Raw genomic sequence first — 24,562 nt, 5'->3', positions numbered from 1 at the left:
CGTATTCAGACGTGTGATGGTCGGGTCGTGGTCTGGCGCGCTCTGGCATCGGCAGCGGCCTCTTCCACCGGGATATCTTCAAAGCCGAGCAGCAGCGTCAACACGAAGGAGAGCACAACTGCCAGCGCCATCACGCCGAAGACCCAGACGATGGTCATCGGATTCGCCGGGTCGAAAAACTGGACGCTGGTGAACAGGCCCGGCGCCGCCATCGAGTGGCTGGCAAGCCCGGCGATACCGGCCACCGCGCCGCAGATAAAACCGCTGATCAGGCTGGCGATCAGCGGACGTTTGAGGCGCACCGCGACGCCATAGAGCGCGGGTTCGGAGATACCGGCCAGAATGGCGGAGGCCGCGGCTGCCAGCGCGGTCTGGCGCAGTTCCGGATTTTTGGTTTTCCAGGCTACCGCCAGTGATGAGCCGCCCAGCGACAGGTTGGCGCCGATTTCTGACGGCATTACCATCCCTTCTTTACCGGTTTCCGCAATGGTCTGAATAATGGTCGGGGTGAAAACGCGGTGCATCCCGGTCATCACCAGCAGCGGCCACAGGGCGCCCATAATGGCCACTGACAGCCAGCCCAGATAGCTATGAATGGTGTACACCAACGCGGAGATGGCGCTGCCGATCCAGATCCCGAGCGGGCCTATCAACAGAATCGCCAGCGGAGCGGCAATCAGCACGATCAGCATCGGCTTGAGGAAGTTTTTCGTCACCGCCGGAGTAATGCGATCGACCCAGCGCTCGATATATGACAGGCACCAGGTCATCACCAGCGCCGGAATAACGGTATAGGTGTATTTCACCGCCATCACCGGAATAAAGGCGAATTCGACGTGTTCACCCTGTGCCGCTTTCGCCATTAGCTCAATAAAGCTCGGATGGACCAGTACCCCGGCAATGGCAATCGCCAGCGACATATTGGTTTTGAATTTTACCGCCGCAGAGGCGGCGACCATCAGAGGCAGGAAGAAAAAGGCGCCGTCGCCGATAACGGTCAAAATGGTCAGCGTGGGCGAACCTTTAGGCAAGACGCCGCTCATCTCGAGGATCATCGCCAGCAGTTTGACCATCGATCCGCCGATGATGGCAGGGATCAACGGCGACATGGTGCCGATCAGCGCATCGAGGATCCCGGCGCCGATACGTTTTAACGTCAGCGGCGGTTTACCCTGAGGTTCCGCGGGGCGCATATCGTCCGGCAGCAGGTTGACCACTTCGCGAAACGCCTGCGATACCGTATTGCCGATGATGACCTGGCACTGGTTGCCGCTACGCACCACACCAAGTACACCCTTCAGGCTTTTCAGCGCGGTACTGTCCACCCGTGCGTCATCTTTGACCACAAAACGCAGACGGGTCATACAATGGGTGACTGCTGTGATGTTATCCGCCCCGCCTGTTGCCGTCACAATTTGCTTCGCCAGGGCTGCGTAATTTTTAGACATCGGATTTTATCCTGTTTAATCAATAGGGTACTGGCTAGTTATCGCACCTGAGGATCGTGCGCTATCAGGGATATATAGGAAACCGGTTCCACAAAATCATGATGAGTTTCATTTGATCTCACAAGAGATAAAAAAATCATTTTTCCGTTTTGTGATTTTGATCGCCATGTGAGGCGAAAAAGAATCTGCGCCGCGCGTGCGTCAAAGCTGTAAAACGACGAGGTGTGCAGTACACTGCGGGCATCTTTTGCAACAGGAAGAACAACATGGCAACGATGCTGGAGGTGGCGAAACGCGCGGGGGTATCGAAGGCGACCGTTTCCCGGGTACTGTCGGGCAACGGCTACGTTAGCCAGGAAACGAAAGATCGCGTATTCCAGGCCGTGGCGGAAAGCGGTTACCGGCCCAATCTGTTGGCACGTAACCTGGCCACCAAAAAGAGCCAGACGCTGGGGCTGGTGGTCACCAACACCCTTTATCACGGGGTCTATTTTAGCGAGTTGCTGTTTCACGTTGCGCGGATGACAGAAGATAAGGGACGACAGCTGATTCTGGCCGACGGCAAGCACAGCGCGGAAGAAGAGCGCGAGGCGATCCAGTACCTGCTCGATCTGCGCTGCGATGCCATCATCATCTATCCACGTTTTCTCAGCGTTGATGAAATGGACGAGATCGTGGAAAACCAGCCGCAGCCAATTATGGTGCTCAACCGCCGTCTGCGGCGCAACGCCAGCCACTGTGTCTGGTCCGATCAAAAAGCCTCGGCGTTTACGGCGGTCGAAAAACTGATTACCCGCGGCCATCGCGATATTGCGTTTATCACCGGTTCGCTGGATTCGCCGACCGGGATTGAACGTCTTTCCGGCTATAAAGATGCGCTGACAAAACACGGGATTTCGCTGAAGAATGACCTGATTGTTGAGGGCAAGTGGACGCCGGAAAGCGGGGCGGCTGGCGTAGAGACGCTGCGTCAGCGCGATGCCCGTTACAGTGCGCTGGTGGCAAGCAATGACGACATGGCGATTGGCGCGATGAAGCAGCTACATCAGCAGGGGGTGCGGATTCCGCAACAGGTCTCGGTCATCGGGTTCGATGATATCGTGCTGGCGCCGTATATGGTTCCGGCGCTCTCCAGCGTTAAAATACCGGTGACGGAGATGATCAAGGAGAGTATTAACCGACTGATCTTTATGCTCGACGGCGGCGATTTAAAATATCAGCAAACCTTCCCCGGCGAGCTGCTTGAACGTGACTCGATTGCCCAGGGACCGTTTGCCTGACGTCGTCATCTGTCATCGTCAGATATGACGATGACAGAACCTGCTTCCCACCTTTATACCATTCATTTCCTTTATTATCAGTGTCATAAAATTTGGAACGTATTATGCATTCTCCGCCGCGTAACCTTCTTACTGCTGGAGAAATGGATGAACCGTTTCATTATTGCCGACGCGAGCAAATGCATCGGCTGCCGCACCTGTGAAGTGGCCTGCGTGGTCTCTCATCAGGAAAATCAGGACTGCGCCGCGCTGACGCCAAAATCCTTCTTACCGCGTATTCATGTGATCAAAGGCGTTAATGTCTCGACGGCGACCGCCTGTCGTCAGTGTGAAGACGCGCCGTGCGCTAACGTCTGTCCGAACGGCGCGATCGCCCGGGATAAAGGCTTTATTCACGTGATGCAGGAGCGCTGCATCGGCTGCAAAACCTGTGTGGTGGCCTGTCCGTACGGCGCCATGGAGGTGGTCGTGCGTCCGGTGATTCGTCATAGCGGCGCCGGGCTGAACGTGATGGCGGAAAAAGCGGAAGCCAATAAATGCGATCTTTGCCATCACCGTGAAGAGGGCCCCGCCTGTATAGGGGCCTGCCCGACGCATGCGCTGATTTGCGTGGATCGCAATAAGCTTGAGCAGATGAATATCGAAAAACGTCGTCGTACGGCGCTGGCCTGGTAAGGCGATGGCTCGATGAACGGGGTGCAGATTCGCATTCGCGGTAAAGTGCAGGGGGTGGGTTTCCGCCCCTTTGTCTGGCAGTTGGCGCAGCAGTTAGCACGCTGCGGTGACGTATGTAACGACGGCGACGGCGTACGGGTGCGTCTACTGGGAGATGAGGCGGCGTTTCTCGCCGCGCTGACTCGCTGCTGTCCGCCGCTGGCGCGTATCGACAGTGTGGAAACCCGGCCGTTTCACTGGTGTACGCTACCGCAGGATTTCGCCATCCGTGAAAGTGGCGGCGGAAGTATGCGTACCCAGATTGTACCCGATGCTGCCACCTGCCCGGCATGCCTGGCGGAGATGAACAATCCGCAGGAGCGCCGCTATCGTTACCCGTTTATTAACTGCACGCACTGTGGGCCGCGTTTCACTATTATTCGCGCGATGCCCTATGACCGCCCCTTTACCACGATGGCCCCTTTTCCCCTCTGTCCGCGCTGCGAGGCCGAGTATCGCCACCCTGGCGACCGACGTTTTCATGCTCAGCCGGTAGCCTGTACCGACTGCGGCCCGCACCTGGAGTGGCGCGCGGAAGGTGAGTCGTTGGCAGGGGAGGCGGCATTGCAGGCGGCAATTCACCAACTGCAGGCCGGGAAAATTGTAGCCATCAAGGGCGTGGGTGGTTTTCATCTGGTGTGCGATGCCGGTCATCCGCGCGCGGTCGCGGCGTTACGCACGCGCAAACATCGTCCGACAAAACCGCTGGCGGTGATGCTACCGGCAGCGGACAGTTTGCCGGAAGAGGCGCAGGCATTACTGACTTCACCCGCAGCACCCATCGTATTGATAGAGAAATCGCAGGTCGATGGCCTGTGTGACGACATTGCGCCAGCACTGAATGAAGTGGGGGTGATGCTGCCATCTAATCCGCTGCAGCATCTGGTTTTGCAGGCGCTGGCGCGCCCTTTAGTGATGACCTCCGGCAATCTGAGCGGGCGGCCACCGGCGATCGCTAACGCCGATGCGCTACGCGATTTGGCCGCGATCGCCGATGGCTTTTTGCTGCACAACCGTGACATCGTGCAACGGATGGATGACTCAGTAGTACGGCAAAGTGGTGAAATGCTACGCCGTTCGCGGGGCTATGTGCCTGACGCGATGCCGTTGCCGCCGGGGTTTCATGACGTGCCGCCGCTGCTGTGCCTCGGCGCCGATATGAAAAATACCTTTTGTCTGGCGCGCGGGGAGCAGGCGGTGCTGAGTCAGCACTTTGGCGATCTCGGCGATGAAGGCGTGGAACAGCAGTGGAATCAGGCGCGGCGTCTGATGCAGGCGGTTTATGGCTTTAATCCCAGCCTGGTGGTAAGCGACGCGCATCCCGGCTACCGTTCGACGCAGTGGGCAGACTCGTTGGCGCTGCCGGTTGAACGCGTCCTGCATCATCATGCCCATGCCGCCGCTTGCCTCGCGGAACACGGCTGGCCGCTGGATGGCGGCGAGGTGATTGCCGTGGTCCTCGACGGCATCGGCATGGGGGAAAGCGGTGCGCTGTGGGGCGGCGAGTGCCTGCGGGTTAACTACCGGGAGTGCGAACGCCTGGGCGGACTACCGGCGGTGGCGCTCCCCGGCGGCGATCTGGCGGCTCGTCAGCCGTGGCGTAATCTGCTGGCCCACTGTCTGGCCTACGTTGAGGACTGGCAAAGCGATGCGCAAACTGCGGCGTTACATCAGCACAACTGGCCGCTGCTGGCGCGCGCCATTGAGCGAAGAATGAATGCGCCGAAGGCGTCATCCTGCGGGCGTTTGTTCGATGCGGTGGCCTGTGCGCTGGGCTGTGCGCCGGACAGCCTAAGCTATGAAGGTGAGGCGGCCTGCCGGCTGGAGGCGTTGGCCACCACCTGCGATGGCGTTACGCATCCAGTTCGTCTGCCGTGGCAGGCGGGCGAACTGGATCTGGCTACGTTCTGGCCGCAGTGGCTGGGATGGCGGGCGAGCCGCGAACAAAAAGCCTGGGCCTTTCACGATGCGCTGGCCTGCGGAGTGGCTGAGATGGCGCGCGATTGTGCGACGTCGCGCGGGATGACTACGCTGGCCTTCAGCGGTGGTGTGTTGCACAACCGGCTGCTGGTCTCACGATTGACCTTTTATCTGGCGGATTTTACTCTGCTGTTTCCGCAGCAGCTTCCTGCCGGAGATGGGGCCATCGCGTTTGGTCAGGCGGTCGTGGCCGCAGCCCGCTGGCAGGCTCACAGGACATCATCATGATAGTGACAATTTTACGCCAGCAGCCGCGTGCCGCTGCGCTGGTGCTGGGACTGATCCTGGCAAATCTGCTCGCCTGGGGTTGGGCCTGGCAGGCGTTTGGCGATAGCGGCGCGCTGATGGCGGCGAGCCTGCTGGCCTGGGGGTACGGATTGCGCCATGCGGTCGATGCCGACCATATCGCGGCGATCGACAGCGTTACCCGCAAAATGATGCAGCAGGGGCGTCGGCCTTTTGCCGTCGGAGCCTGGTTCTCATTTGGCCACTCGTCGATTGTGGTGCTGGCTTCGGCGGCGATTGCCGCGACCGCCACCGCTTTCGGCCAGCAGATGAGCTGGCTTCACAATACCGGTAGCGTGATTGGCACGGCGGTATCGGCGCTGTTTTTATTGCTAATGGCGTTTATCAATCTGGTGATTTTACGCGGCGTCTGGCGCAGCTTTCGCACCTGGAAGAGAGGCGGCAAGGTGAGCGATGATGTAGCGACCGGCGGTGGCATGATGAGCTGGCTGTTCGGCAAAACCTTTCGTCTGATTAGCCGTAGCTGGCAGATGTATCTGGTGGGCTTTCTGTTTGGCCTCGGATTTGATACCGCCACCGAAATCGGCGTGCTGGGGATTTCTGCCGCCAGCGCGTCAAGCGGAATGTCCATCTGGTCGATCATGGTCTTTCCGGCGCTGTTTGCCAGCGGGATGGCGCTGGTGGATACCCTCGATAATGTGCTGATGGTCGGCGCTTACGGCTGGGCGTTTAGCAAGCCGCAGCGCAAGCTCTATTACAATATGACCATTACCGGCACGTCGGTGGTGGTGGCGTTATTTATCGGTGGTCTGGAAGCGCTGGGGCTGCTGATGGACAAGTTTTCGCTTAGCGGCGGGCTATGGCGCTGGGTCGGCGTGGTGAACGATAATCTCGGCGACGCCGGTTTTGTGGTTATCGGGTTGTTTGTCGCCTGCTGGGTGCTGTCGGTGCTCAATTACCGCTGGCGCGGGTACGATAATCTGGCGCGGTAGGTTGAGGATTCCCCGGCTCGCGCTGCGCTTAGCCGGGCTACCTGCGCGGTGGCGTCAGGTGAGTCTGTCGCCCGGGTAAGGTGTTTACGCCGCGCCCCGGGAATAATGCCTGCCAGATGCAGCGGCAGATCCGGCGTTTTGACCTTCACCAGCATCGGCGGCAGCGTTAGTTCGCTCGCCTGCGCCAGCAGGTTTTTCACGAGGCACATCGCGCTCAGTAAAATCGGCTGGCGAAGCGTCTGCGGCCTAAAGAATCCCGGACTGATAGAAGTTCTGCAGGTTAATCGCTCCAACCAGAAGGCCGTTTTCGTCGACCACCGGGGCAGCGCTGATTTTGTGCTTCATCAGCCGCTCTTTGGCTTCTACCGCTCGGCTTTCCGCCTGCAGGGTGACGCCGTTACGGGTCATCGCCCGGGCAACGGCATCGTTTAGCGTCCCGCCGCCGACCAGCCAGCGGCGCAGGTCGCCATCGGTGAAGACGCCCTGCACGCGGTTTTGCGTATCGCAGACCGCGACCAGACCCAGCCCGGTACGACTTAACTCCAACATTGCGTCCATCACGCGGGTATCAAGGTCGACGCGCGGGACATCGTCGTCGCGGCGCATCAGGTGATGAACCTTGTTCAGCAGTCGCGCGCCGAGGGCGCCAGCGGGGTGTGAACGGGCGAAATCTTCTTCATTGAAACCGCGGGCCTGCATCACTGCCATTGCCAGCGCGTCGCCGAGCATCAGGGTGTTGACGGTGCTGGAGGTGGGGGCCAGATGCATCGGGCAGGCTTCGCGTTCGACGGCGATATCCAGCACCGCTTTTGCCGCCAGCGCCAGCGGAGATTGTGATTTTCCGGTCATCGCCAGCAGCGGGATCCCTTTTTCTTCCAGACGTGGAACGATGAGATCCAGTTCTTTGGCGCTGCCGGAGTAGGAGATAAACAGCATCACGTCGCGACCATCAAGCATCCCGAGGTCGCCGTGCAGCGCCTCCGCCGGATGGACGAAAAAGGCCGGGGTGCCGGTACTGGCAAAAGTGGCCGCCAGTTTTTTGCCGATATGGCCTGATTTACCGATACCGGAGACCACCAGTTTCCCTTCACAGCGGAGGATGGTTTCCGCCGCGCGGATGAAGTCGTCGCCCAGGCGTTCAGGCAAGCGGCTGGCCTCCTGTAGCTCCAGCATCAGGGTCTGGCGTCCGACTTCTAACAGAAAGTTACTCATGTTCTTCTCCAGTAATAATCACTTCGATACCTTGTTCTTCCAGCGCCCGCTGGAACGTCGGGTCAATACCAGCATCGGTAATCAGCTTATCCACGCGCTCGAGGCTGCAGACGATGTTCGGGCTCTTACGGCCAAATTTTGATGAGTCGGCCATCAGGATCACTTCTCTGGCGGCATTGCACATCGCTTTACTGACGGTGAAGACCTCATTGAAGGTCGTCACGCCGGCGTTCAGGTCGATGCCGTCGGTGCCCATAAACAGTTTGTCGAAGCTGAACTGCTCGAAGGCATTTTCCGCCAGTTGTCCGTGGAAGGAGGCCGATTTTTTACGGAAGGTGCCGCCGGGCATCAGGAGCGTTTGTTCATTATCCAGTTCGGAGAGCGCGTTGACGATATGCAGGCTATTGGTCATGACCGTGATGTTATTGAAGCGGCTGAGCAGCGGCACCATTTGCAGCACCGTGCTGCCAGCATCGAGGATGATCGAATCGCCATCGTGGATGTAGCGCACCGCCGTTTCGGCGATCAGCACTTTTTTATGGGTGTTAATGAGCGTCTTATGATCGATGGGCGGGTCAGGCTCATCTTTGTTGAGGACCACGCCGCCGTAGGTGCGAATAACGGTGCCGGCATTTTCGAGGATCACCAGATCCTTGCGGATGGTGGTGCCGGTGGTGTCGAAGTGCTGCGCCAGCTCTTCAACCGAGCATTTACCCTGTGCTTGCAGGTGCTCAACAATAGCTGCCTGGCGCTGACGTGGTTTCATAGCGGTAGTATCCTATCCTGCGTTAAGTTTCGAAGTGATAATTTCGCAAGATATTTACTTTTACAACGAAATTATACATGTTTCGGTTTAAGCGCTAATGATAGTGCATTCTGACTGAGCGGATCCTGGGGAAAGATCATGTCTGGCCGCAATTGCTCACGATATTGCCCGTTTATCGCGGGGATTTTTCGTGGGCGAGCGAAGACGGTCACTCCTCTCATCAGCAGCGTATCGCTGACGCGATCGTGGCCGTCAAAGGCGATGGCCACGATCGCGCGCGGTTTGAAGCGGCCCGATGAACGCCCGACGCCGACGCGGCCCTGCTGACAGAGTTTATCGAACTCGCGGTTAAAGCGGCGGATCTGCCAGCCGCCGAAGGCGAGCTGGGCGATCCAGGCGATGGCGGCGACGGTGATTAATGCGCTAACCATAAAATCTCCTTAAGGCGTGGCGTCGGGAAGAACCCGGATCGCGACGCGACCCGGGAACCGGCGGTTAAAACATCACCTGCCCGCCGGTGACGTTGATGGATTGCCCGGTGCAGTAAGAGGCCTGCGGGCTGGCGTAAAACATCAGTACGTTGAGGACATCCTGATAGTCGCAGCCGCGTTTCAGCGGCACCTTGTCGATGTAATACTGCTCGACTTCGTCCTCGGCAATGCCCAGCTTGCTGGCATATTGCGGCAGCAGTGACTGGAACATCGGCGATTTCAACAGGTTGCCCAGCATCAATGCGTGAACGGTAATGCCGTATTCCGCCAGATCCAACGCCAGCGACTGGGTCAGCCCGACGCCGCCAAACTTCGCTGCGCTATAGCCGGAATTGTGCTTGCTGCCGACTTTGCCGGATTTGGAATTGATCTGAATAATACGCCCCTTGATCCCATCGCGAATCATCAGCCGTGAAAATTCGCGAGCGCAGAGGAAGTAGCCCACCAGATTCACCTGCAGCGAACGGTCAAAATCACCGAGCGCGAAATCGCTGATAAAGGCCGCTTTGGCGATCCCGGCGCTGTACACCAACAGATCCACCCGCGCGAATATTTCGTCCACGCCGCGGGCGAGGGCCATCACGCTGGCCTCGCTGGTGGCATCGGCGCCAAAACCGTACGCCGTTCCTTCTCCATATTCGTCGTTGATAGCCTGCGCGACGCGCGTGGCTTTATCGCTTTGGATATCCACAACGGCAACCCGATACCCCTGTGCGGCAAGGCCCCGGCTCAGAAACTCGCCTAAGGTTTGTCCACCGCCGATGACAACAGCAACCTGATTCATAGTCTTCTCCTGACAACTCATGCAACAAATTTCAATATACAGCCGGGGGCGATCGCGTCCGGCACGGGGCCAGACACGTGGACCGTCCCCGGAAACTCCGCTTCGCTATGGCCATCAAAGCGCAGCGTGATATGGCCCAGCTCGCGCAGATTTTGCTCGGCAACATCGCCGACGGCGGTCACCGGAAAGCGTTGTTCGCCAAGCTGGAGCTCCGCGCCCGGCGCCAGCGCGCCGGAAAATTCGCCGTGGTTATGAATAAAGCAATACTCTTCAATGTCCGCCGGCGCGCCTTCGCGAAAGGTAATCAACATCTGTTCTTCGAGCGCCATCGTCGCGCTGGCGCCGATGCGCGTAATCGTGGTCTGGTAAATCACGGTCATCTTCAGGAACCTCTTATTGGTAAATAAATCCGGACACAAACCAGGCGATCAGCACCGTTGGCGCACCGGTCAGAAAACGTCCTACCAGCACCGAAGGAACGCCGACGCGCACCGTGTCCTGACGGGCTTCGGCAAGCGACAGCCCAACCGGAATAAAATCGCAGGCGGCCTGGGCGTTAATGGCGAACAGCGCCGGGAGCGCAAGGTGCGGGGGAATATTGCCGAGGCCAATCTGCACGCCGATCAGCACGCCAATGACCTGAGCGATAACCGCGCCAGGGCCGAGGAACGGCGACAGCAGCGGGAAGGAGCAGATCAGGGCCAGCGTGACCAGGCCAAGAGGATGGCTGGCGAGCGGGGCCAGACCATGGGCAATCCAGTCGCCGATGCCGGAGGCCATGATGATGCCGATCAGTGCCGAGACGAAAGCCATAAACGGCAGGATCGTTTTCAGCACCGTGTCGATGGTGTCGCGTCCGGACTGGAACAGCACCGCCACCACGGAGCCCATTCCCATACCGACCTTCGCCAGCAGACCATCGCTCTGCTCGGTTATTTTTTTGCTGGTATCGTAATCCCGCGGGGCCGATTGGCCCGGCTTGGTTTCGGGCGCCGCTGCGCCATCGTGGGTCAACAGGCGAACGTTCTCCTCTTTCACCCCGGAGACGTAAATCTCTTCGACGATATATTGCGCCAGCGGGCCGGATTTGCCGGTGGCGTGGATATTGACGGTCGGGATACGACGTTTTGGGTAGAGGCCGCAGCGCAAGGTACCGCCGCAGTCGATAATGGCAACGCCGATCTCCTCTTCCGGCGGCTCGCCTTCTTTGAACCCGTCGACGGCCTGCCAGCCGGTCAGACTGGCGATCTTGTCGACGATTGCCGGGCGGGTACCGGCGGTAATGTAGACGATCTTTTTACCGGCAACGGCGTCCAGCTCTAGGGGGCCGCCCCAGCCGCTGGCGCCTTTTTCAATACGAATACGGGTCATGAGGTTGCTCCGGAAAGATGGACTTTTTGCTCAAGCTGAATGCCCATTTTTTTCTCAAAAATCGAGGTGGTCAGATCGGTGACCCAACCGCGGAAGAAGTTGGTGACCAGGCCCACCAGCAGATAGCTCACCGCCAGCGGACCTAACGGCAGGCCAAGCGTGGTCAGGCCACTGGCAATCCCGAGATAGACAAACAGTTCGCCGGGGTTGATATGGGGAAACAGGCCATTCATGGAGTGACAGCTGTATGAGGCTGCCGCGTAGTAGCTGGGCTTGTACTTCTCAGGCATAAAGCGCCCGAGGCTCAGGGTCATGGGGTTACAGAACACAAAGGTGCCGATACAGGGCAGCAGCAGATAGCGTGAGACAGGATTGCCGGCGCAGCGTTGTGCCAGCTTTTCGATCCGCTGCTGACCGATAAAGTTGATCAGCGCGTTCATGATCACCAGCAGACTGATCAGAAGCGGCAGGATCCCGGTAACCATACCGGTAAATACCTCGCCCCCCTTCTGAAACAGGCCGATAAACCATTCGGCGCCGTGGGTAATGACTTCAATCATTGTTCTCTCCTTCAGAGTGTTATTTTTCTTGCTAACTGGCAGCTCATTTTAATCACTTTGAAAGGTTTAAAAGTGTTAAATTGATCGCAAAATGAAAGGTAAATATTTTATTTTGAAAGTTTGTGCGTGATGAAGGGGAATGCTAACCGAGGCAAAGGGGAGATGAACGGGTAGATAATGAACCGGAAAGGGCGGTGCTGGCGGGACTATTTTGTCCGTCAATACATTGCTGCTTCCTTGTTGACGGCCGCATGCTTTACCATAATTATCCTTTGCCAAATTTGTTAAACGGATGTCCCATGTTGAAGCGTCGCTATCTGGCTTTACTTCCCCTGTGTGTTCTCCTCGCTGCCTGTAGCAGCAAACCTAAAACCAGTGCAGAAACCCAGACGGCGGGAGGCGGCGGTTTTTTGCTGGAGCCACAGCATAATGTGATGGAGATGGGCGGCGATTTCGCTAACAACCCGGCGGCGGAGCAGTTCATCGATAAAATGGTGAGCAAGCATGGCTTCGACAGACAGCAGCTGCATGAGATCCTTTCCCAGGCGAAACGCCTGGATTACGTCCTGCGCCTGATGGACCGCCAGGCGCCGAGCGGACTGCCGCCGTCAGGGCCTAACGGCGCCTGGCTGCGTTACAAAAAACAGTTTATTACTCCGGATAACGTGCAGAACGGCGTCGTATTCTGGAACCAGTATCAGGATGCGCTGAACCGCGCCTGGCAGGTGTACGGCGTGCCGCCGGAAATTATTGTCGGCATTATTGGCGTAGAAACCCGCTGGGGTCGCGTGATGGGCAAAACCCGCATTCTCGACGCCCTGGCGACGCTGTCGTTTAGCTACCCGCGTCGCGCCGACTATTTCTCCGGTGAGCTGGAAACCTTCCTGCTGATGGCGCGCAGCGAGCAAGATGACCCGTTAAACCTGAAAGGATCTTTCGCCGGAGCAATGGGTTACGGTCAGTTTATGCCGTCTTCTTATAAACAGTATGCGGTGGACTTTAACGGCGACGGGCACATTAATCTGTGGGATCCGGTGGACGCGATTGGCAGCGTGGCGAACTATTTCAAACAGCACGGCTGGGTGAGTGGCGATCAGGTTGCGGTGCAGGCGCTGGGTCAGGCGCCGGGTCTGGAGAATGGCTTCAAAACTCACTACAGCATTTCGCAACTTACGGCGGCTGGTTTGACGCCGACGCAACCGCTGGGAAACCATCAGCAGGCCAGCCTGTTGCGTCTGGATATCGGTACCGGCTACCAGTACTGGTATGGTCTGCCAAACTTCTACACCATTACCCGCTATAACCACAGTACCCACTACGCGATGGCCGTCTGGCAACTGGGTCTGGCCGTTTCTCAGGCCCGCGGACAGTAACCCTTTCCCGATACTCCCCTCGACATGAGGGGAGTTCTGTTACATTTTGCAGCATTTCCCGCCGTTGACGCTGATTTACATTTTTCCGTCAATCCAATATTGTTACGTTATAACATGTTAATTGGATAAGGCTGTGACTTCTCTTTTTATGACATCCGCAGCGGTACGCGTAGGAATTGCCTGTGTGTTGCTGGCGCTCCTGTGGCTGGCGACCTGGTGGGCGGTAACCCTGCCATGATTGAACTGGATCATCTGGTAGCCGGTTACGAAGAACTGGCTATTACGCCGGCCCTGAGCGGCGTTATTGCGGCAGGCAGCATGACGGCCATTGTCGGCCTGAACGGCTGCGGTAAATCAACGCTGTTGAAAACGCTGGCCGGCTTTATTCCTCCGGTCAGCGGCAGGCTGCGCTGGACGGTTTCGCGTCCGGTAATTGGCTGGCTGGCGCAGCGCCATGCCCTCGAATCGCAGTTTCCGCTGACGGTACAGGACGTGGTGAGTCAGGGGGCCTGGCCGCATGTCTCTTTACTGGGGGGGATCCGCAGCGAGTTCCGGCGGCGTATCGGCGCCGCGCTGGAGCGCGTGGGGCTGACATCAATGGCGAAAACGCCGATTGAGGCGCTCTCCGGCGGGCAGTTCCAGCGCATGCTGTTCGCCAGAGTTATCGTGCAGCAGGCGCCGCTGGTTATGCTGGATGAACCCTTTACCGGGATTGATGAAGCAACCAGCCGCGAGCTGATGGGGCTGATCCTTGAGATGCATCAACAGGGGCAGACGGTACTGGCGGTGCTGCATGATAACCAGCGCGTCGCTGAATATTTCCCGGAAACGCTGCTGCTGGAACCGCAGCGCGCTCGCTGGGGTAACACCGACGATGTGCTGCCCGCCTTCGGCTCTGCGAGGCTGGCATGATCTGGCATACCTTTTTTCAGCCCTTCATTGAATTCGGCTTTATGCGCCGCGCGCTGCTGGTGTGCCTCGCGCTCTCTCTGAGCACGACCATGCTTGGCGTCTTCTTACTGCTGCGACGAATGAGTCTGATGGGCGACGCGCTGTCGCATGCAATTTTACCCGGCGTGGCGGTGGGCTACCTGGTGAGCGGCATGTCGCTGCTGGCAATGACTATCGGCGGGTTTATCGCCGGAATTGCCGTGGCGCTGGTGGCGGGCTGGGTCAGCCGACGCACGCCGTTGAAAGAGGATGCCAGTTTTGCCGGGTTTTACCTCGGGTCACTGGCACTGGGAGTGACGCTGGTGTCGCTTCGCGGCTCCAGCGTTGATCTGCTGCATCTACTGTTTGGCTCGATTCTGGCGGTGGATAACGACGCTGCGCTGTTTGTCAGCGGGGTGGCCAGCCTGACGCTGCTCTGCATCGCGCTGCTTTATCGTGGACTGGTCAGCGAAGCCTTTGATAGCGCCTGGCTGCAGGTGAACCACCCGCGGCTCCCGGCGCTGCTGCACGGTCTGTTCCTGGCGCTGCTGGTGCTCAATCTGGTCGCCGGGTTCCAGGTGCTGGGGACGCTGATGGCGGTGGGCGTGATGATGCTGCCGGCGGTAGCGGCGTGCTGCTGGGCGCGAACCTTGCCCGGAACCTTGCTGCTGGCGGCGCTGATGGGCGGCTTTTGTGCCTGGATGGGGTTAAGCCTGTCGTGGACCGCGAATTTACCGGCCGGGCCGTCCATCGTACTGACCGCCAGCGGGATCTTTTTTATTTCGGTGTTTTTTGGCACGCGCAGCCGACTGGTCGTCAGCTGGCGTAAATTAATGGGGTAAGGAAATATGATGAAACGTACCGCAGTCATTCTGGCGCTGGCGTTAGGCCTCGCAACGCAGGGGGCGATGGCAAAAACGCTCAACGTGGTGAGTAGTTTTTCAGTGCTGGGCGATATGGTGCAGCAGGTGGGGGGCGAACATGTGCATGTTGATACGCTGGTGGGACCGGACGGCGATCCGCATACCTTTGAACCTTCGCCGCAGGATAGCGCTTTGCTGAGCAAAGCCGATGTGGTGGTGGTTAATGGTCTGGGACTGGAAGGCTGGGTCGACAGATTAATCAAAGCTTCGGGTTTTAAAGGTGAGCTGGTGGTGGCCTCTACCGGGGTAAAAACGCACACGCTCAATGAGGAGGGGAAAACGGTTACTGACCCTCATGCGTGGAACAGCGCCGCTAACGGCGCGATTTATGCGCAAAATATTCTCAACGGCCTGATCAAAGCCGATCCGCAGGATAAGGCTGCGCTGGAGGCATCCGGGCAGCGCTACATCGGCCAACTGACGGAGATCGACGGTTGGGCAAAAAAACAGTTTACGGCAATTCCGCTGGCAAAACGCAAAGTGCTCACCAGCCATGATGCGTTTGGCTACTTTGGCCGCGCCTATGGCGTGACCTTCCTGGCACCACAGGGGCTGTCGTCAGAAAGCGAAGCCAGCGCGGCGCAGGTGGCGGCGCTGATTCAACAAATTAAGGCCGACGGCGTCCACACCTGGTTTATGGAAAACCAGCTCGATCCGCGTCTGGTGAAACAAATTGCGGCAGCGACGGGGGCGCAGCCAGGTGGGGAGCTCTATCCGGAAGCGCTCTCGAAACCGGGCGGCGTGGCGGATAGCTACGTGAAAATGTTACGCCATAACGTCGAGCTGATCGCCGCCAGCATGAAGTAACGCGCGCGTTAACGGTCCCGACGCCGTCGGGGCCGCTCATTTTCGGAAGCCCCCTCGTAAATTGATGACCTCATCCCCATATCGGTGCTGAAAGTGCTATCTTTGATGGCCTCTTTATCTGGCTTAAACGGGGCGCTAATGACAGATTCTGAATTAAAGCAACTGAGTGAGCAGGTCGGGCTGGCATTAAAAGCTCGCGGTGCGACGGTGACCACGGCAGAGTCCTGTACCGGCGGTTGGGTCGCGAAAGTGCTCACCGACATCGCCGGCAGTTCAGCATGGTTTGAACGCGGGTTCGTGACCTACAGCAATGAAGCCAAATCGCAGATGATCGGCGTCAGCGAGGTTACGCTCCTCGGCCATGGCGCGGTGAGCGAGCCTGTGGTGGTTGAGATGGCCGTTGGCGCGCTGCGCGCTGCGCGCGCCACCTATGCCATTTCGGTGAGCGGTATCGCCGGCCCGGATGGCGGTAGTGCGGAAAAGCCGGTCGGAACAGTGTGGTTTGGCGTGGCCTGTGCGAACGGGCAGGGCGTTACCCGACGTGAATGTTTTGCCGGAGACCGCGAGGCGGTGCGTCGTCAGGCAACGGCTTACGCGCTCAATCTCCTCTGGCAACAATTTCTACAAAATACTTGATACTGTATGACTGTACAGTATAATTGCCTCAACAGAACAGAATTCACCACCCGGTTTCACCCGGCATGACAGGAGTAAAAATGGCTATCGACGAAAACAAGCAGAAAGCGTTGGCGGCAGCACTGGGCCAGATTGAAAAACAGTTCGGCAAAGGCTCCATCATGCGCCTGGGTGAAGACCGTTCCATGGATGTGGAAACTATCTCCACCGGTTCGCTTTCACTGGATATCGCCCTGGGCGCCGGCGGTTTGCCGATGGGCCGTATCGTCGAAATCTACGGGCCTGAATCGTCCGGTAAAACGACACTGACCCTACAGGTTATCGCCGCCGCGCAGCGTGAAGGCAAAACCTGTGCCTTTATCGATGCGGAACACGCACTGGATCCGGTTTATGCGCGTAAGCTGGGCGTCGATATCGACAACCTGCTGTGCTCTCAGCCGGATACCGGCGAACAGGCGCTGGAGATCTGTGACGCGCTGGCTCGCTCAGGCGCCGTAGACGTTATCGTTGTCGACTCCGTGGCGGCACTGACGCCGAAAGCGGAAATCGAAGGCGAAATCGGCGACTCTCACATGGGACTCGCGGCGCGTATGATGAGCCAGGCGATGCGTAAGCTGGCTGGTAACCTGAAACAGTCCAATACGCTGCTGATTTTCATCAACCAGATTCGTATGAAAATTGGCGTGATGTTCGGCAACCCGGAAACCACCACCGGCGGTAACGCGCTGAAATTCTACGCCTCTGTGCGTCTGGATATCCGTCGTATCGGTGCGGTGAAAGATGGCGACAACGTCATCGGCAGCGAAACCCGCGTCAAAGTCGTGAAAAACAAAATCGCTGCGCCGTTCAAACAGGCCGAGTTCCAGATTCTTTACGGCGAAGGTATCAACTTCTTCGGCGAGCTGGTTGACCTAGGCGTGAAAGAGAAGTTGATCGAGAAAGCGGGCGCATGGTACAGCTACAACGGCGATAAGATTGGTCAGGGTAAAGCAAATGCTATCTCCTGGCTGAAAGATAACCCGGCTGCGGCGAAAGAGATTGAGAAAAAAGTGCGTGAGCTGCTGCTGAGTAACCAGGATTCCACTCCTGATTTCGCGGTTGACGGTAACAACGAAGGTGCAGAAGAAACTCACGAAGATTTCTGATAATCTCGTGAAAACATGACGAAGGGCTGCGGATGCGGCCCTTTTGCTTTTTGATTGTCGAGGTGCCCGTGACTGAACCTTCATCCCGCCATTCTGGCTATGCTCGTTTGCTGGACCGCGCAATCCGTATCCTGGCGATGCGCGACCATAGCGAACAGGAACTGCGGCGTAAACTCGCTGCTCCGGTACCGGGAAAAAATGGCCCTGAGACGCTGGACGTCACGCCGGAAGAGGTAAACACCGTTGTCGCCTGGTGCATTGAGAACCGCTACCTTGACGATGGCCGCTTTGTTCGCCAGTTTATTGGCAGCCGTAGCCGCAAAGGATATGGCCCGGCGCGTATCCGCCAGGAGCTCAATCAGAAAGGGATTCCCCGCGACCTCAGTGAAAGTGCGATGCGTGAGTGTGATATTGACTGGGCCGCGCTGGTGAAAGAGCAGGCGCAGCGTAAGTATGGCGAACCGCTCCCGACGGCATTTGCCGATAAAGTCAAAATCCAGCGGTTTTTGCTGTATCGTGGCTACCTGATGGAAGATATTCAGGAAATCTGGCGAAATTTTGCAGATTGACCCATCGGGTATTTTACTTCCCACTAAAGAAAACTTATCTTATTCCCACTTTATTCCGTCCGGTCGCTGGGTGTTAAACGGCAATCAGCGCCCACGACGATTATTCCTTATACACAAAATCATTCACGTTGCGTCAAGGTCGCAGGGGAGTGAGTTACCTGGAGCGTACAGAGGTACGTGGTCAAGGTGAACGAGCGCAGCCCGCGTAGAGGCAGCGTGAAAGGTGAAGTGTATAGCTTGATTTCAGGATAATTATGAGCAAGAGCACTGCTGAGATCCGTCAGGCGTTTCTCGATTTTTTCCATAGCAAGGGACACCAGGTCGTTGCGAGCAGCTCCCTGGTGCCGCATAACGACCCGACCCTGCTGTTTACCAACGCCGGGATGAACCAGTTCAAGGATGTTTTCCTGGGTCTCGACAAACGCCATTATTCTCGCGCGACGACCGCGCAGCGTTGCGTTCGTGCGGGTGGTAAACACAACGATCTGGAAAACGTCGGTTACACCGCGCGTCACCACACTTTCTTTGAAATGCTGGGTAACTTCAGCTTCGGCGACTACTTCAAGCAGGATGCCATCAAATACGCATGGGAACTGCTGACCGGGGAAAACTGGTTCGCACTGCCGAAAGACAAACTGTGGGTTACCGTCTACGAAACCGATGACGAAGCTTTCGATATCTGGGCGAATGAGGTCGGCGTTCCACGTGAGCGTATTATCCGCATTGGCGATAATAAAGGCGCGGCGTTCGCTTCTGACAACTTCTGGCAGATGGGCGATACCGGGCCGTGCGGTCCGTGTACCGAAATCTTCTTCGACCACGGTGACCACATCTGGGGCGGTCCTCCGGGAAGCCCGGAAGAAGACGGCGATCGCTACATTGAGATCTGGAACATCGTCTTCATGCAGTTTAACCGTCAGGCCGACGGCACCATGGAGCCGCTGCCGAAGCCGTCTGTCGACACCGGTATGGGTCTGGAGCGTATTGCTGCCGTTCTGCAGCACGTCAACTCCAACTATGATATCGACCTGTTCCGCACTCTGATTGAGAACGTCGCGAGAGTCACCGGCGCAACCGACCTGACCAACAAATCGCTGCGCGTTATCGCTGACCATATTCGTTCCTGCGCATTCCTGATTGCCGACGGCGTCATCCCGTCGAATGAAAACCGTGGCTACGTGCTGCGTCGTATCATTCGTCGTGCCGTGCGTCATGGCAACATGCTGGGTGCGAAGGAGACCTTCTTCTGGAAACTGGTTGCTCCGCTGATTGATGTCATGGGCGCCGCCGGTGAAGAGCTGAAGCAGCAGCAGGCTCAGGTTGAGCATGTGCTGAAAACCGAAGAAGAGCAGTTCGCTCGTACGCTGGAGCGCGGTCTGGCGCTGCTGGATGAAGAGCTGAGCAAGCTGAAGGGCGATACGCTGGATGGCGAAACCGCTTTCCGTCTGTATGACACCTATGGTTTCCCGGTTGACCTGACCGCCGACGTTTGCCGCGAGCGCAATATTAAAGTCGACGAAGCAGGCTTTGAGGCCGCAATGGAAGAGCAGCGTCGTCGTGCGCGTGAGTCCAGCGGCTTTGGCGCAGACTACAATGCGATGATTCGCGTTGACGGCGCTTCTGAATTTAAAGGCTACGACCACCTGGAACTGAACGCGAAAGTGACCGCACTGTTCATCGATGGCAAAGCCGTTGATGCCGTGACTGCGGGCCAGGAAGCGGTTGTCATTCTGGATCAAACGCCGTTCTACGCAGAATCCGGTGGCCAGGTGGGCGATAAAGGCGAACTGAAAGGCGCCGGTTTCTCCTTCGCGGTCAACGATACGCAGAAATACGGCCAGGCCATTGGTCATATTGGTAAACTGAGCCACGGCACGCTGAAAGTGGGCGATGCGCTGGAGGCTGATGTCGATCGGGCTCGCCGTCAGCGTATTCGTCTGAACCACTCGGCAACTCACCTGATGCATGCGGCATTACGTCAGGTTCTGGGTACGCATGTGGCGCAGAAAGGCTCGCTGGTGAATGACAAAGCGCTGCGCTTTGACTTCTCTCACTTCGAAGCCATGAAGCCGGAAGAGATTCGCGCGGTGGAAGATCTGGTCAATGCTCAGATCCGTCGCAACCTGCCGGTTGAAACCAACATTATGGATATCGATGCGGCGCGAGAGTCTGGTGCGATGGCGCTGTTCGGCGAGAAATATGACGATCGCGTTCGCGTACTGAGCATGGGCGATTTCTCCACCGAGCTGTGCGGCGGTACTCACGCTTCACGTACCGGTGATATTGGCCTGTTCCGTATTACCTCTGAATCCGGTACCGCCGCGGGCGTTCGCCGTATCGAGGCAGTGACCGGCGAAGGCGCCATTGCGTATCTGCATGCGCAGAGCGATCTGCTGGGCGATATCGCACAGTTGCTGAAGGGCGACAGCCATAACCTTGGCGATAAAGTGCGTGCCGCGCTGGAACGTACTCGCGTACTGGAAAAAGAGCTGCAGCAGCTGAAAGAGCAGGCGGCGGCGCAGGAGAGCGCAAACCTCTCCAGCAAAGCAGAAGAGATTAACGGCGTCAAATTGCTGGTCAGCGAGCTGGCCGGCGTTGAGCCGAAAATGCTGCGTACCATGGTTGATGACCTGAAAAACCAACTCGGTTCTACGGTCGTTGTGTTAGCCACGGTGGCGGATGGTAAGGTTTCTCTGATTGCCGGTGTGTCTAAGGATGTGACAGATCGCGTGAAAGCAGGGGAGCTGGTTGGAATGGTCGCCCAGCAGGTGGGTGGCAAAGGGGGCGGTCGTCCGGATATGGCTCAGGCCGGCGGTACCGACGCGTCTGCTCTCCCTGCAGCGTTAGCCAGTGTGAAAGGCTGGGTCAGCGCAAAACTGTAATAACTATAAATGCATAGCTACCGTTATCCCTGGATAACGGTAGCTTGCGAGAGAAGCACTGATAACGATAAAGTCGGGTTGAAGTTGTGTATATCGGCTAAACTTAGGTTTAACAGAATGTGATGCCGTGACTGCTTACACCGTAAGGTGTTTGTCATCGCTTACTTTTTGGCGTTATATGATGGATAATGCCGGGATACGAGAGACCCGACTCTTTTAATCTTTCAAGGAGCAAAGAATGCTGATTCTGACTCGTCGAGTTGGTGAGACCCTCATGATTGGAGATGAGGTCACTGTGACAGTTTTAGGGGTTAAGGGTAACCAGGTACGTATTGGCGTGAATGCCCCTAAAGAAGTCTCCGTGCATCGTGAAGAGATCTACCAGCGTATCCAGGCTGAAAAATCCCAGCAGTCCAGTTACTAATGTTTTCGCGCCTCGCTATTCCGTGAGGCGCATCCCCGTTCTGGTCCTTTTTTCTGACTTTTCTTCTTTTACTACCTTGCTTTTTTGTTTATTGCTCATCGTTCGCAACATTTATCTTTTACCAGTTGCTGGCCGAACCCCCTGAATTCCTGTTGATAAAACACTCTTTTTGCCGTTTTTGCAGGCTAATTGCGCGGTAAGTGTGCAAACGGAAAAAGGTCTCGAAAAATTGTTTGACTTATAAGTACCAGAAAGTAATATGTGCGCCATCGCAGCGACGAAGAGCAGAAACAAGTTCTTCAAAGCACTCGTAAGAGGCGTGTGGTGAGGTGGCCGAGAGGCTGAAGGCGCTCCCCTGCTAAGGGAGTATGCGGTCAAAAGCTGCATCCGGGGTTCGAATCCCCGCCTCACCGCCATTTTGCATCCGTAGCTCAGCTGGATAGAGTACTCGGCTACGAACCGAGCGGTCGGAGGTTCGAATCCTCCCGGATGCACCATCTTGCTCAGTGTGACATGTGTTAGATGTGACACTGACGTGTAGTAAGGCAGTTCTCCCTGATGCATCCGTAGCTCAGCTGGATAGAGTACTCGGCTACGAACCGAGCGGTCGGAGGTTCGAATCCTCCCGGATGCACCATCTTCTCCGAAATGACAGCCCAAACTGCTATTTCATGGTACTGCGAGATAATCGCCAGCACCAGGGAGGATAACGTTGCGTCAGCAACGGTCTCAGGGTAAGTAAAATGAGTCATCCTCTTGGATGGACCATCTTGCTCAGTGTGACAAGTGTTAGATGTGACACTGACGTGTAGTAAGGCAGTTCTCCCTGATGCATCCGTAGCTCAGCTGGATAGAGTACTCGGCTACGAACCGAGCGGTCGGAGGTTCGAATCCTCCCGGATGCACCATCTTCTCCGAAATGGCAGCCCAAACTGTTATTTTCATGGTACTGCGAGATAATCGCCAGCACCAGGGAGGATAACGTTGCATCAGCAACGGCCCGCAGGGTGAGTAAAACGAGTCATCCTCCCGGATGCACTGTGGCAAGTGTTAGATGTGACACTGACATGTAGTAAAGCAGTTCCCCCTGATGCATCCGTAGCTCAGCTGGATAGAGTACTCGGCTACGAACCGAGCGGTCGGAGGTTCGAATCCTCCCGGATGCACCATCTTCTCCGAAATGACAGCCCAAACTGCTATTTTCATGGTACTGCGAGATAATCGCCAGCACCAGGGAGGATAACGTTGCGTCAGCAACGGCCCGCAGGGTGAGTAAAACGAGTCATCCTCCCGGATGCACCATCTTCTTCAGTTTCTCCTTTTTCTTAAAATCCCAAACCATTTACCCGTTCTCTGTCTGCTTATCTGGCAAAAGCCACTCAGGCCATCCCGGCGGCAGATTTCTGCAACGACGCTTTGTGAACTTTTTTTATTGGCAAGTGATTCTTTCCACTATAATTTACCCGTATGTATCGGCCTGATTTGGGTGAGATGAGTGCAAGGAGAGAAATCCATGAAATGGTTCAAAGCAATACCTGCGTTTTGTGCGACGCTTCTGGTAGCCGTATCGTTAGCTGGCTGTGCGGGATCGCCCACGAAGGAAAGCACCGGTGGCTATATTGACGATACTGTCGTCACCACGAAGGTTAAAACGGCGCTGTTTAACGAAAAAGACATTAAGTCTTCTGAAATCGGCGTACAGACCTTTAAAGGCCGCGTTCAACTGAGTGGTTTTGTCTCATCAGCGAAGGATGCCAGCCGCGCGGTGGAAGTGACCCGCAGAGTGCAGGGCGTTCGTTTGGTCGAGAATGATTTAAAAATCAAATAAACCACGATATGACTCACATAAAGGCGCCCCGAAGGCGCCTTTATTGCCTGAGGTGCTGGCCGCGACAACATGGGCCTTTTGCGATAAAGTAACGTTTTCTTACCCGGTTTGTGAGAATACGATGTACGAACGTTACGCAGGACTGATCTTTGATATGGATGGCACCATCCTTGATACCGAACCGACGCATCGTAAGGCGTGGCATGAGGTTCTGGGCCGTTACGGAATTCGTTTCGACGAGCAGGCGATGATCGCGCTCAATGGTTCTCCGACCTGGCGTATAGCCCAGGCGATTATCGAACTGAATCACGCTGATTTAGATCCTCACCGCCTGGCGGAGGAAAAAACCGTGGCCGTGAAGGGCATGCTGCTGGACAGCGTACGTCCCTTACCGCTGATAGACGTTGTGAAGGCATGGCATGGGCGCCGTCCGATGTCGGTCGGTACCGGTAGCGAAAGCGCCGTAGCTGAAGCGCTGCTGGCGCATCTCGGCCTGCGTCATTACTTCGCGGCGGTGATCGCCGCCGATCATGTCCAGAATCATAAACCCGCGCCCGATACCTTCTTGCTGTGCGCGGAGCGCATGGGCGTCGCGCCGGAACAATGCGTCGTTTTTGAAGATGCTGATTTTGGTCTGCAGGCGGCGAAGCGTGCGGGGATGGATGCCGTGGACGTTCGGTTGCTGTGAGCGACGCACTGTCGCTGATATCGCTGTTTGCCAGTAGTTTTTTGAGTGCCACATTACTTCCCGGTAATTCGGAAGTTGTGTTGGTTGCTATGCTACTTTCGGGGGCAAGCCAACCGTGGGCCCTGGTCTTAATAGCAACAATCGGCAATAGCCTTGGAGGGGGAACTAACGTTATTCTGGGGCGCCTGTTTCCGCTGCGCAAAACATCGCGCTGGCAGGAAAAAGCAACCGGCTGGTTAAAGCGCTACGGCGCGGTCACATTACTATTAAGCTGGGCGCCGGTCATCGGCGATTTACTGTGTCTGCTGGCGGGATGGATGCGCATCTCCTGGGGGCCGGTACTTTTTTTCTTATGCCTTGGCAAAGCGTTACGCTATATCGTCATTGCGGTGGTAACGCTTCAGGGCATGACGTGGTGGCACTAATTGTGGAACTAAGACTATTCTGGCAGACCGTGTTACCGGTTATTTTGCACCTGGGCTGTGCCCGAAATCCGCACGTACTGCCAGTGCG

The 24,562-nt window shown here is 56.9% G+C and carries 24 protein-coding genes, 5 tRNA genes and 1 pseudogene; 21 read left to right on the top strand and 9 right to left on the bottom strand.

The features are described from left to right. Window positions 1-5 precede the first annotated feature (5 nt). Window positions 6-1,448, bottom strand: coding sequence for a PTS cellobiose/arbutin/salicin transporter subunit IIBC (gene ascF, locus ACZAHD_RS02235; RefSeq protein ID WP_462455333.1), 1,443 nt, complete (start codon window positions 1,446-1,448; stop codon window positions 6-8). Window positions 1,449-1,714: 266 nt separating this feature from the next. Between ascF and ACZAHD_RS02230 the strand changes: the two genes are divergently transcribed. From ACZAHD_RS02230 to ACZAHD_RS02215, 4 genes are all read left to right on the top strand, one after another. Further along, window positions 1,715-2,728: a LacI family DNA-binding transcriptional regulator gene (locus ACZAHD_RS02230; protein WP_462455332.1), complete on the top strand. Its 1,014-nt coding sequence runs from the start codon at window positions 1,715-1,717 to the stop codon at window positions 2,726-2,728. A gap of 147 nt (window positions 2,729-2,875) precedes the next feature. Next, window positions 2,876-3,403, top strand: a complete 528-nt coding sequence (gene hydN / locus ACZAHD_RS02225; protein WP_462455331.1) for an electron transport protein HydN — start codon at window positions 2,876-2,878, stop codon at window positions 3,401-3,403. A gap of 12 nt (window positions 3,404-3,415) precedes the next feature. Continuing rightward, window positions 3,416-5,650 (top strand): carbamoyltransferase HypF, encoded by a 2,235-nt coding sequence (gene hypF / locus ACZAHD_RS02220; protein ID WP_462455330.1) that lies wholly within the window; start codon window positions 3,416-3,418, stop codon window positions 5,648-5,650. Further along, the gene (locus ACZAHD_RS02215; protein ID WP_462455329.1) at window positions 5,647-6,660 is read left to right on the top strand and encodes a HoxN/HupN/NixA family nickel/cobalt transporter; all 1,014 of its coding nucleotides are present in this window, start codon (window positions 5,647-5,649) and stop codon (window positions 6,658-6,660) included. Before hypF ends, ACZAHD_RS02215 begins: the two co-directional genes overlap by 4 nt. Before the next feature lie 74 nt (window positions 6,661-6,734). Here the strand turns inward: ACZAHD_RS02215 and ACZAHD_RS02210 are convergent. From ACZAHD_RS02210 to srlA, 8 genes and pseudogenes are all read right to left on the bottom strand, one after another. Further along, window positions 6,735-6,890, bottom strand: a pseudogene (locus ACZAHD_RS02210) (NADH:flavorubredoxin reductase NorW); the annotation flags it as partial. A gap of 16 nt (window positions 6,891-6,906) precedes the next feature. Next, entirely contained in the window at window positions 6,907-7,872 is a 966-nt protein-coding gene (gene gutQ / locus ACZAHD_RS02205) for an arabinose-5-phosphate isomerase GutQ (protein WP_462455328.1), read from the bottom strand. Then, complete coding sequence (srlR, locus tag ACZAHD_RS02200; RefSeq protein WP_462455327.1) at window positions 7,865-8,638, bottom strand: glucitol operon DNA-binding transcriptional repressor SrlR; 774 nt, start codon at window positions 8,636-8,638, stop codon at window positions 7,865-7,867. Before srlR ends, gutQ begins: the two co-directional genes overlap by 8 nt. Window positions 8,639-8,709: 71 nt before the next feature. Then, a complete protein-coding gene (gene gutM / locus ACZAHD_RS02195) occupies window positions 8,710-9,069 on the bottom strand; it encodes a transcriptional regulator GutM (protein ID WP_462455326.1) in 360 nt (119 codons plus the stop codon). Window positions 9,070-9,133: 64 nt separating this feature from the next. Then, window positions 9,134-9,913, bottom strand: coding sequence for a sorbitol-6-phosphate dehydrogenase (gene srlD / locus ACZAHD_RS02190; RefSeq protein WP_004866849.1), 780 nt, complete (start codon window positions 9,911-9,913; stop codon window positions 9,134-9,136). A gap of 17 nt (window positions 9,914-9,930) precedes the next feature. Then, the gene (srlB, locus tag ACZAHD_RS02185) at window positions 9,931-10,293 is read right to left on the bottom strand and encodes a PTS glucitol/sorbitol transporter subunit IIA (RefSeq protein ID WP_015585885.1); all 363 of its coding nucleotides are present in this window, start codon (window positions 10,291-10,293) and stop codon (window positions 9,931-9,933) included. A 13-nt stretch (window positions 10,294-10,306) separates the two neighbouring features. Further along, window positions 10,307-11,284, bottom strand: a complete 978-nt coding sequence (gene srlE / locus ACZAHD_RS02180; protein ID WP_462455325.1) for a PTS glucitol/sorbitol transporter subunit IIB — start codon at window positions 11,282-11,284, stop codon at window positions 10,307-10,309. After that, window positions 11,281-11,844, bottom strand: coding sequence for a PTS glucitol/sorbitol transporter subunit IIC (srlA, locus tag ACZAHD_RS02175; protein WP_100686499.1), 564 nt, complete (start codon window positions 11,842-11,844; stop codon window positions 11,281-11,283). The genes srlE and srlA overlap by 4 nt, the downstream gene beginning before the upstream one ends. Window positions 11,845-12,143: 299 nt before the next feature. Between srlA and mltB the strand changes: the two genes are divergently transcribed. The 17 genes from mltB (at window position 12,144) to ACZAHD_RS02090 (ending at window position 24,474) form a co-directional block, all read left to right on the top strand. Continuing rightward, on the top strand, window positions 12,144-13,217 hold the full coding sequence (mltB, locus tag ACZAHD_RS02170) for a lytic murein transglycosylase B (RefSeq protein WP_462455324.1): 1,074 nt from the start codon (window positions 12,144-12,146) through the stop codon (window positions 13,215-13,217). 201 nt (window positions 13,218-13,418) lie between these two features. Further along, window positions 13,419-14,129 carry a metal ABC transporter ATP-binding protein gene (locus ACZAHD_RS02165; RefSeq protein ID WP_162098167.1) on the top strand — a complete coding sequence of 237 codons (711 nt, stop codon included), beginning with the start codon at window positions 13,419-13,421 and terminating at the stop codon, window positions 14,127-14,129. Continuing rightward, window positions 14,126-14,989: a metal ABC transporter permease gene (locus ACZAHD_RS02160; protein ID WP_032691010.1), complete on the top strand. Its 864-nt coding sequence runs from the start codon at window positions 14,126-14,128 to the stop codon at window positions 14,987-14,989. The genes ACZAHD_RS02165 and ACZAHD_RS02160 overlap by 4 nt, the downstream gene beginning before the upstream one ends. 9 nt (window positions 14,990-14,998) lie before the next feature. Beyond that, window positions 14,999-15,877 (top strand): metal ABC transporter substrate-binding protein, encoded by an 879-nt coding sequence (locus ACZAHD_RS02155; RefSeq protein WP_004866838.1) that lies wholly within the window; start codon window positions 14,999-15,001, stop codon window positions 15,875-15,877. 138 nt (window positions 15,878-16,015) lie between these two features. Next, on the top strand, window positions 16,016-16,513 hold the full coding sequence (pncC, locus tag ACZAHD_RS02150; RefSeq protein ID WP_032691012.1) for a nicotinamide-nucleotide amidase: 498 nt from the start codon (window positions 16,016-16,018) through the stop codon (window positions 16,511-16,513). An 80-nt stretch (window positions 16,514-16,593) separates the two neighbouring features. Beyond that, window positions 16,594-17,658, top strand: coding sequence for a recombinase RecA (gene recA / locus ACZAHD_RS02145; RefSeq protein ID WP_462455323.1), 1,065 nt, complete (start codon window positions 16,594-16,596; stop codon window positions 17,656-17,658). Window positions 17,659-17,726: 68 nt separating this feature from the next. Continuing rightward, window positions 17,727-18,227, top strand: coding sequence for a recombination regulator RecX (gene recX, locus ACZAHD_RS02140; protein ID WP_462455322.1), 501 nt, complete (start codon window positions 17,727-17,729; stop codon window positions 18,225-18,227). Window positions 18,228-18,481: 254 nt separating this feature from the next. After that, on the top strand, window positions 18,482-21,109 hold the full coding sequence (alaS, locus tag ACZAHD_RS02135; protein WP_032718140.1) for an alanine--tRNA ligase: 2,628 nt from the start codon (window positions 18,482-18,484) through the stop codon (window positions 21,107-21,109). Between the two features lie 238 nt (window positions 21,110-21,347). Then, complete coding sequence (gene csrA / locus ACZAHD_RS02130; RefSeq protein ID WP_000906486.1) at window positions 21,348-21,533, top strand: carbon storage regulator CsrA; 186 nt, start codon at window positions 21,348-21,350, stop codon at window positions 21,531-21,533. Window positions 21,534-21,856: 323 nt separating this feature from the next. After that, window positions 21,857-21,949: transfer RNA gene (locus ACZAHD_RS02125), tRNA-Ser, on the top strand. A gap of 4 nt (window positions 21,950-21,953) precedes the next feature. After that, window positions 21,954-22,030: transfer RNA gene (locus tag ACZAHD_RS02120), tRNA-Arg, on the top strand. Window positions 22,031-22,093: 63 nt separating this feature from the next. Next, window positions 22,094-22,170, top strand: a tRNA-Arg gene (locus ACZAHD_RS02115). Window positions 22,171-22,364: 194 nt separating this feature from the next. Beyond that, window positions 22,365-22,441, top strand: a tRNA-Arg gene (locus ACZAHD_RS02110). Window positions 22,442-22,625: 184 nt separating this feature from the next. Further along, a tRNA-Arg gene (locus ACZAHD_RS02105) sits at window positions 22,626-22,702 on the top strand. A gap of 344 nt (window positions 22,703-23,046) precedes the next feature. Next, window positions 23,047-23,361: a BON domain-containing protein gene (locus ACZAHD_RS02100; RefSeq protein WP_462455321.1), complete on the top strand. Its 315-nt coding sequence runs from the start codon at window positions 23,047-23,049 to the stop codon at window positions 23,359-23,361. Window positions 23,362-23,482: 121 nt separating this feature from the next. After that, window positions 23,483-24,049: a fructose-1-phosphate/6-phosphogluconate phosphatase gene (yqaB, locus tag ACZAHD_RS02095; RefSeq protein WP_462455320.1), complete on the top strand. Its 567-nt coding sequence runs from the start codon at window positions 23,483-23,485 to the stop codon at window positions 24,047-24,049. Beyond that, on the top strand, window positions 24,046-24,474 hold the full coding sequence (locus ACZAHD_RS02090) for a YqaA family protein (protein ID WP_462455319.1): 429 nt from the start codon (window positions 24,046-24,048) through the stop codon (window positions 24,472-24,474). Before yqaB ends, ACZAHD_RS02090 begins: the two co-directional genes overlap by 4 nt. The last annotated feature ends 88 nt before the right edge of the window (window positions 24,475-24,562 follow it).

This window comes from Raoultella sp. (genome assembly GCF_039594335.1).
In the GTDB taxonomy this organism is placed as follows: Bacteria; Pseudomonadota; Gammaproteobacteria; order Enterobacterales; family Enterobacteriaceae; genus Klebsiella.
The sequence above is the reverse complement of the archived record's forward strand: the minus strand, read 5'-3'. Positions and strand labels throughout refer to the sequence as shown.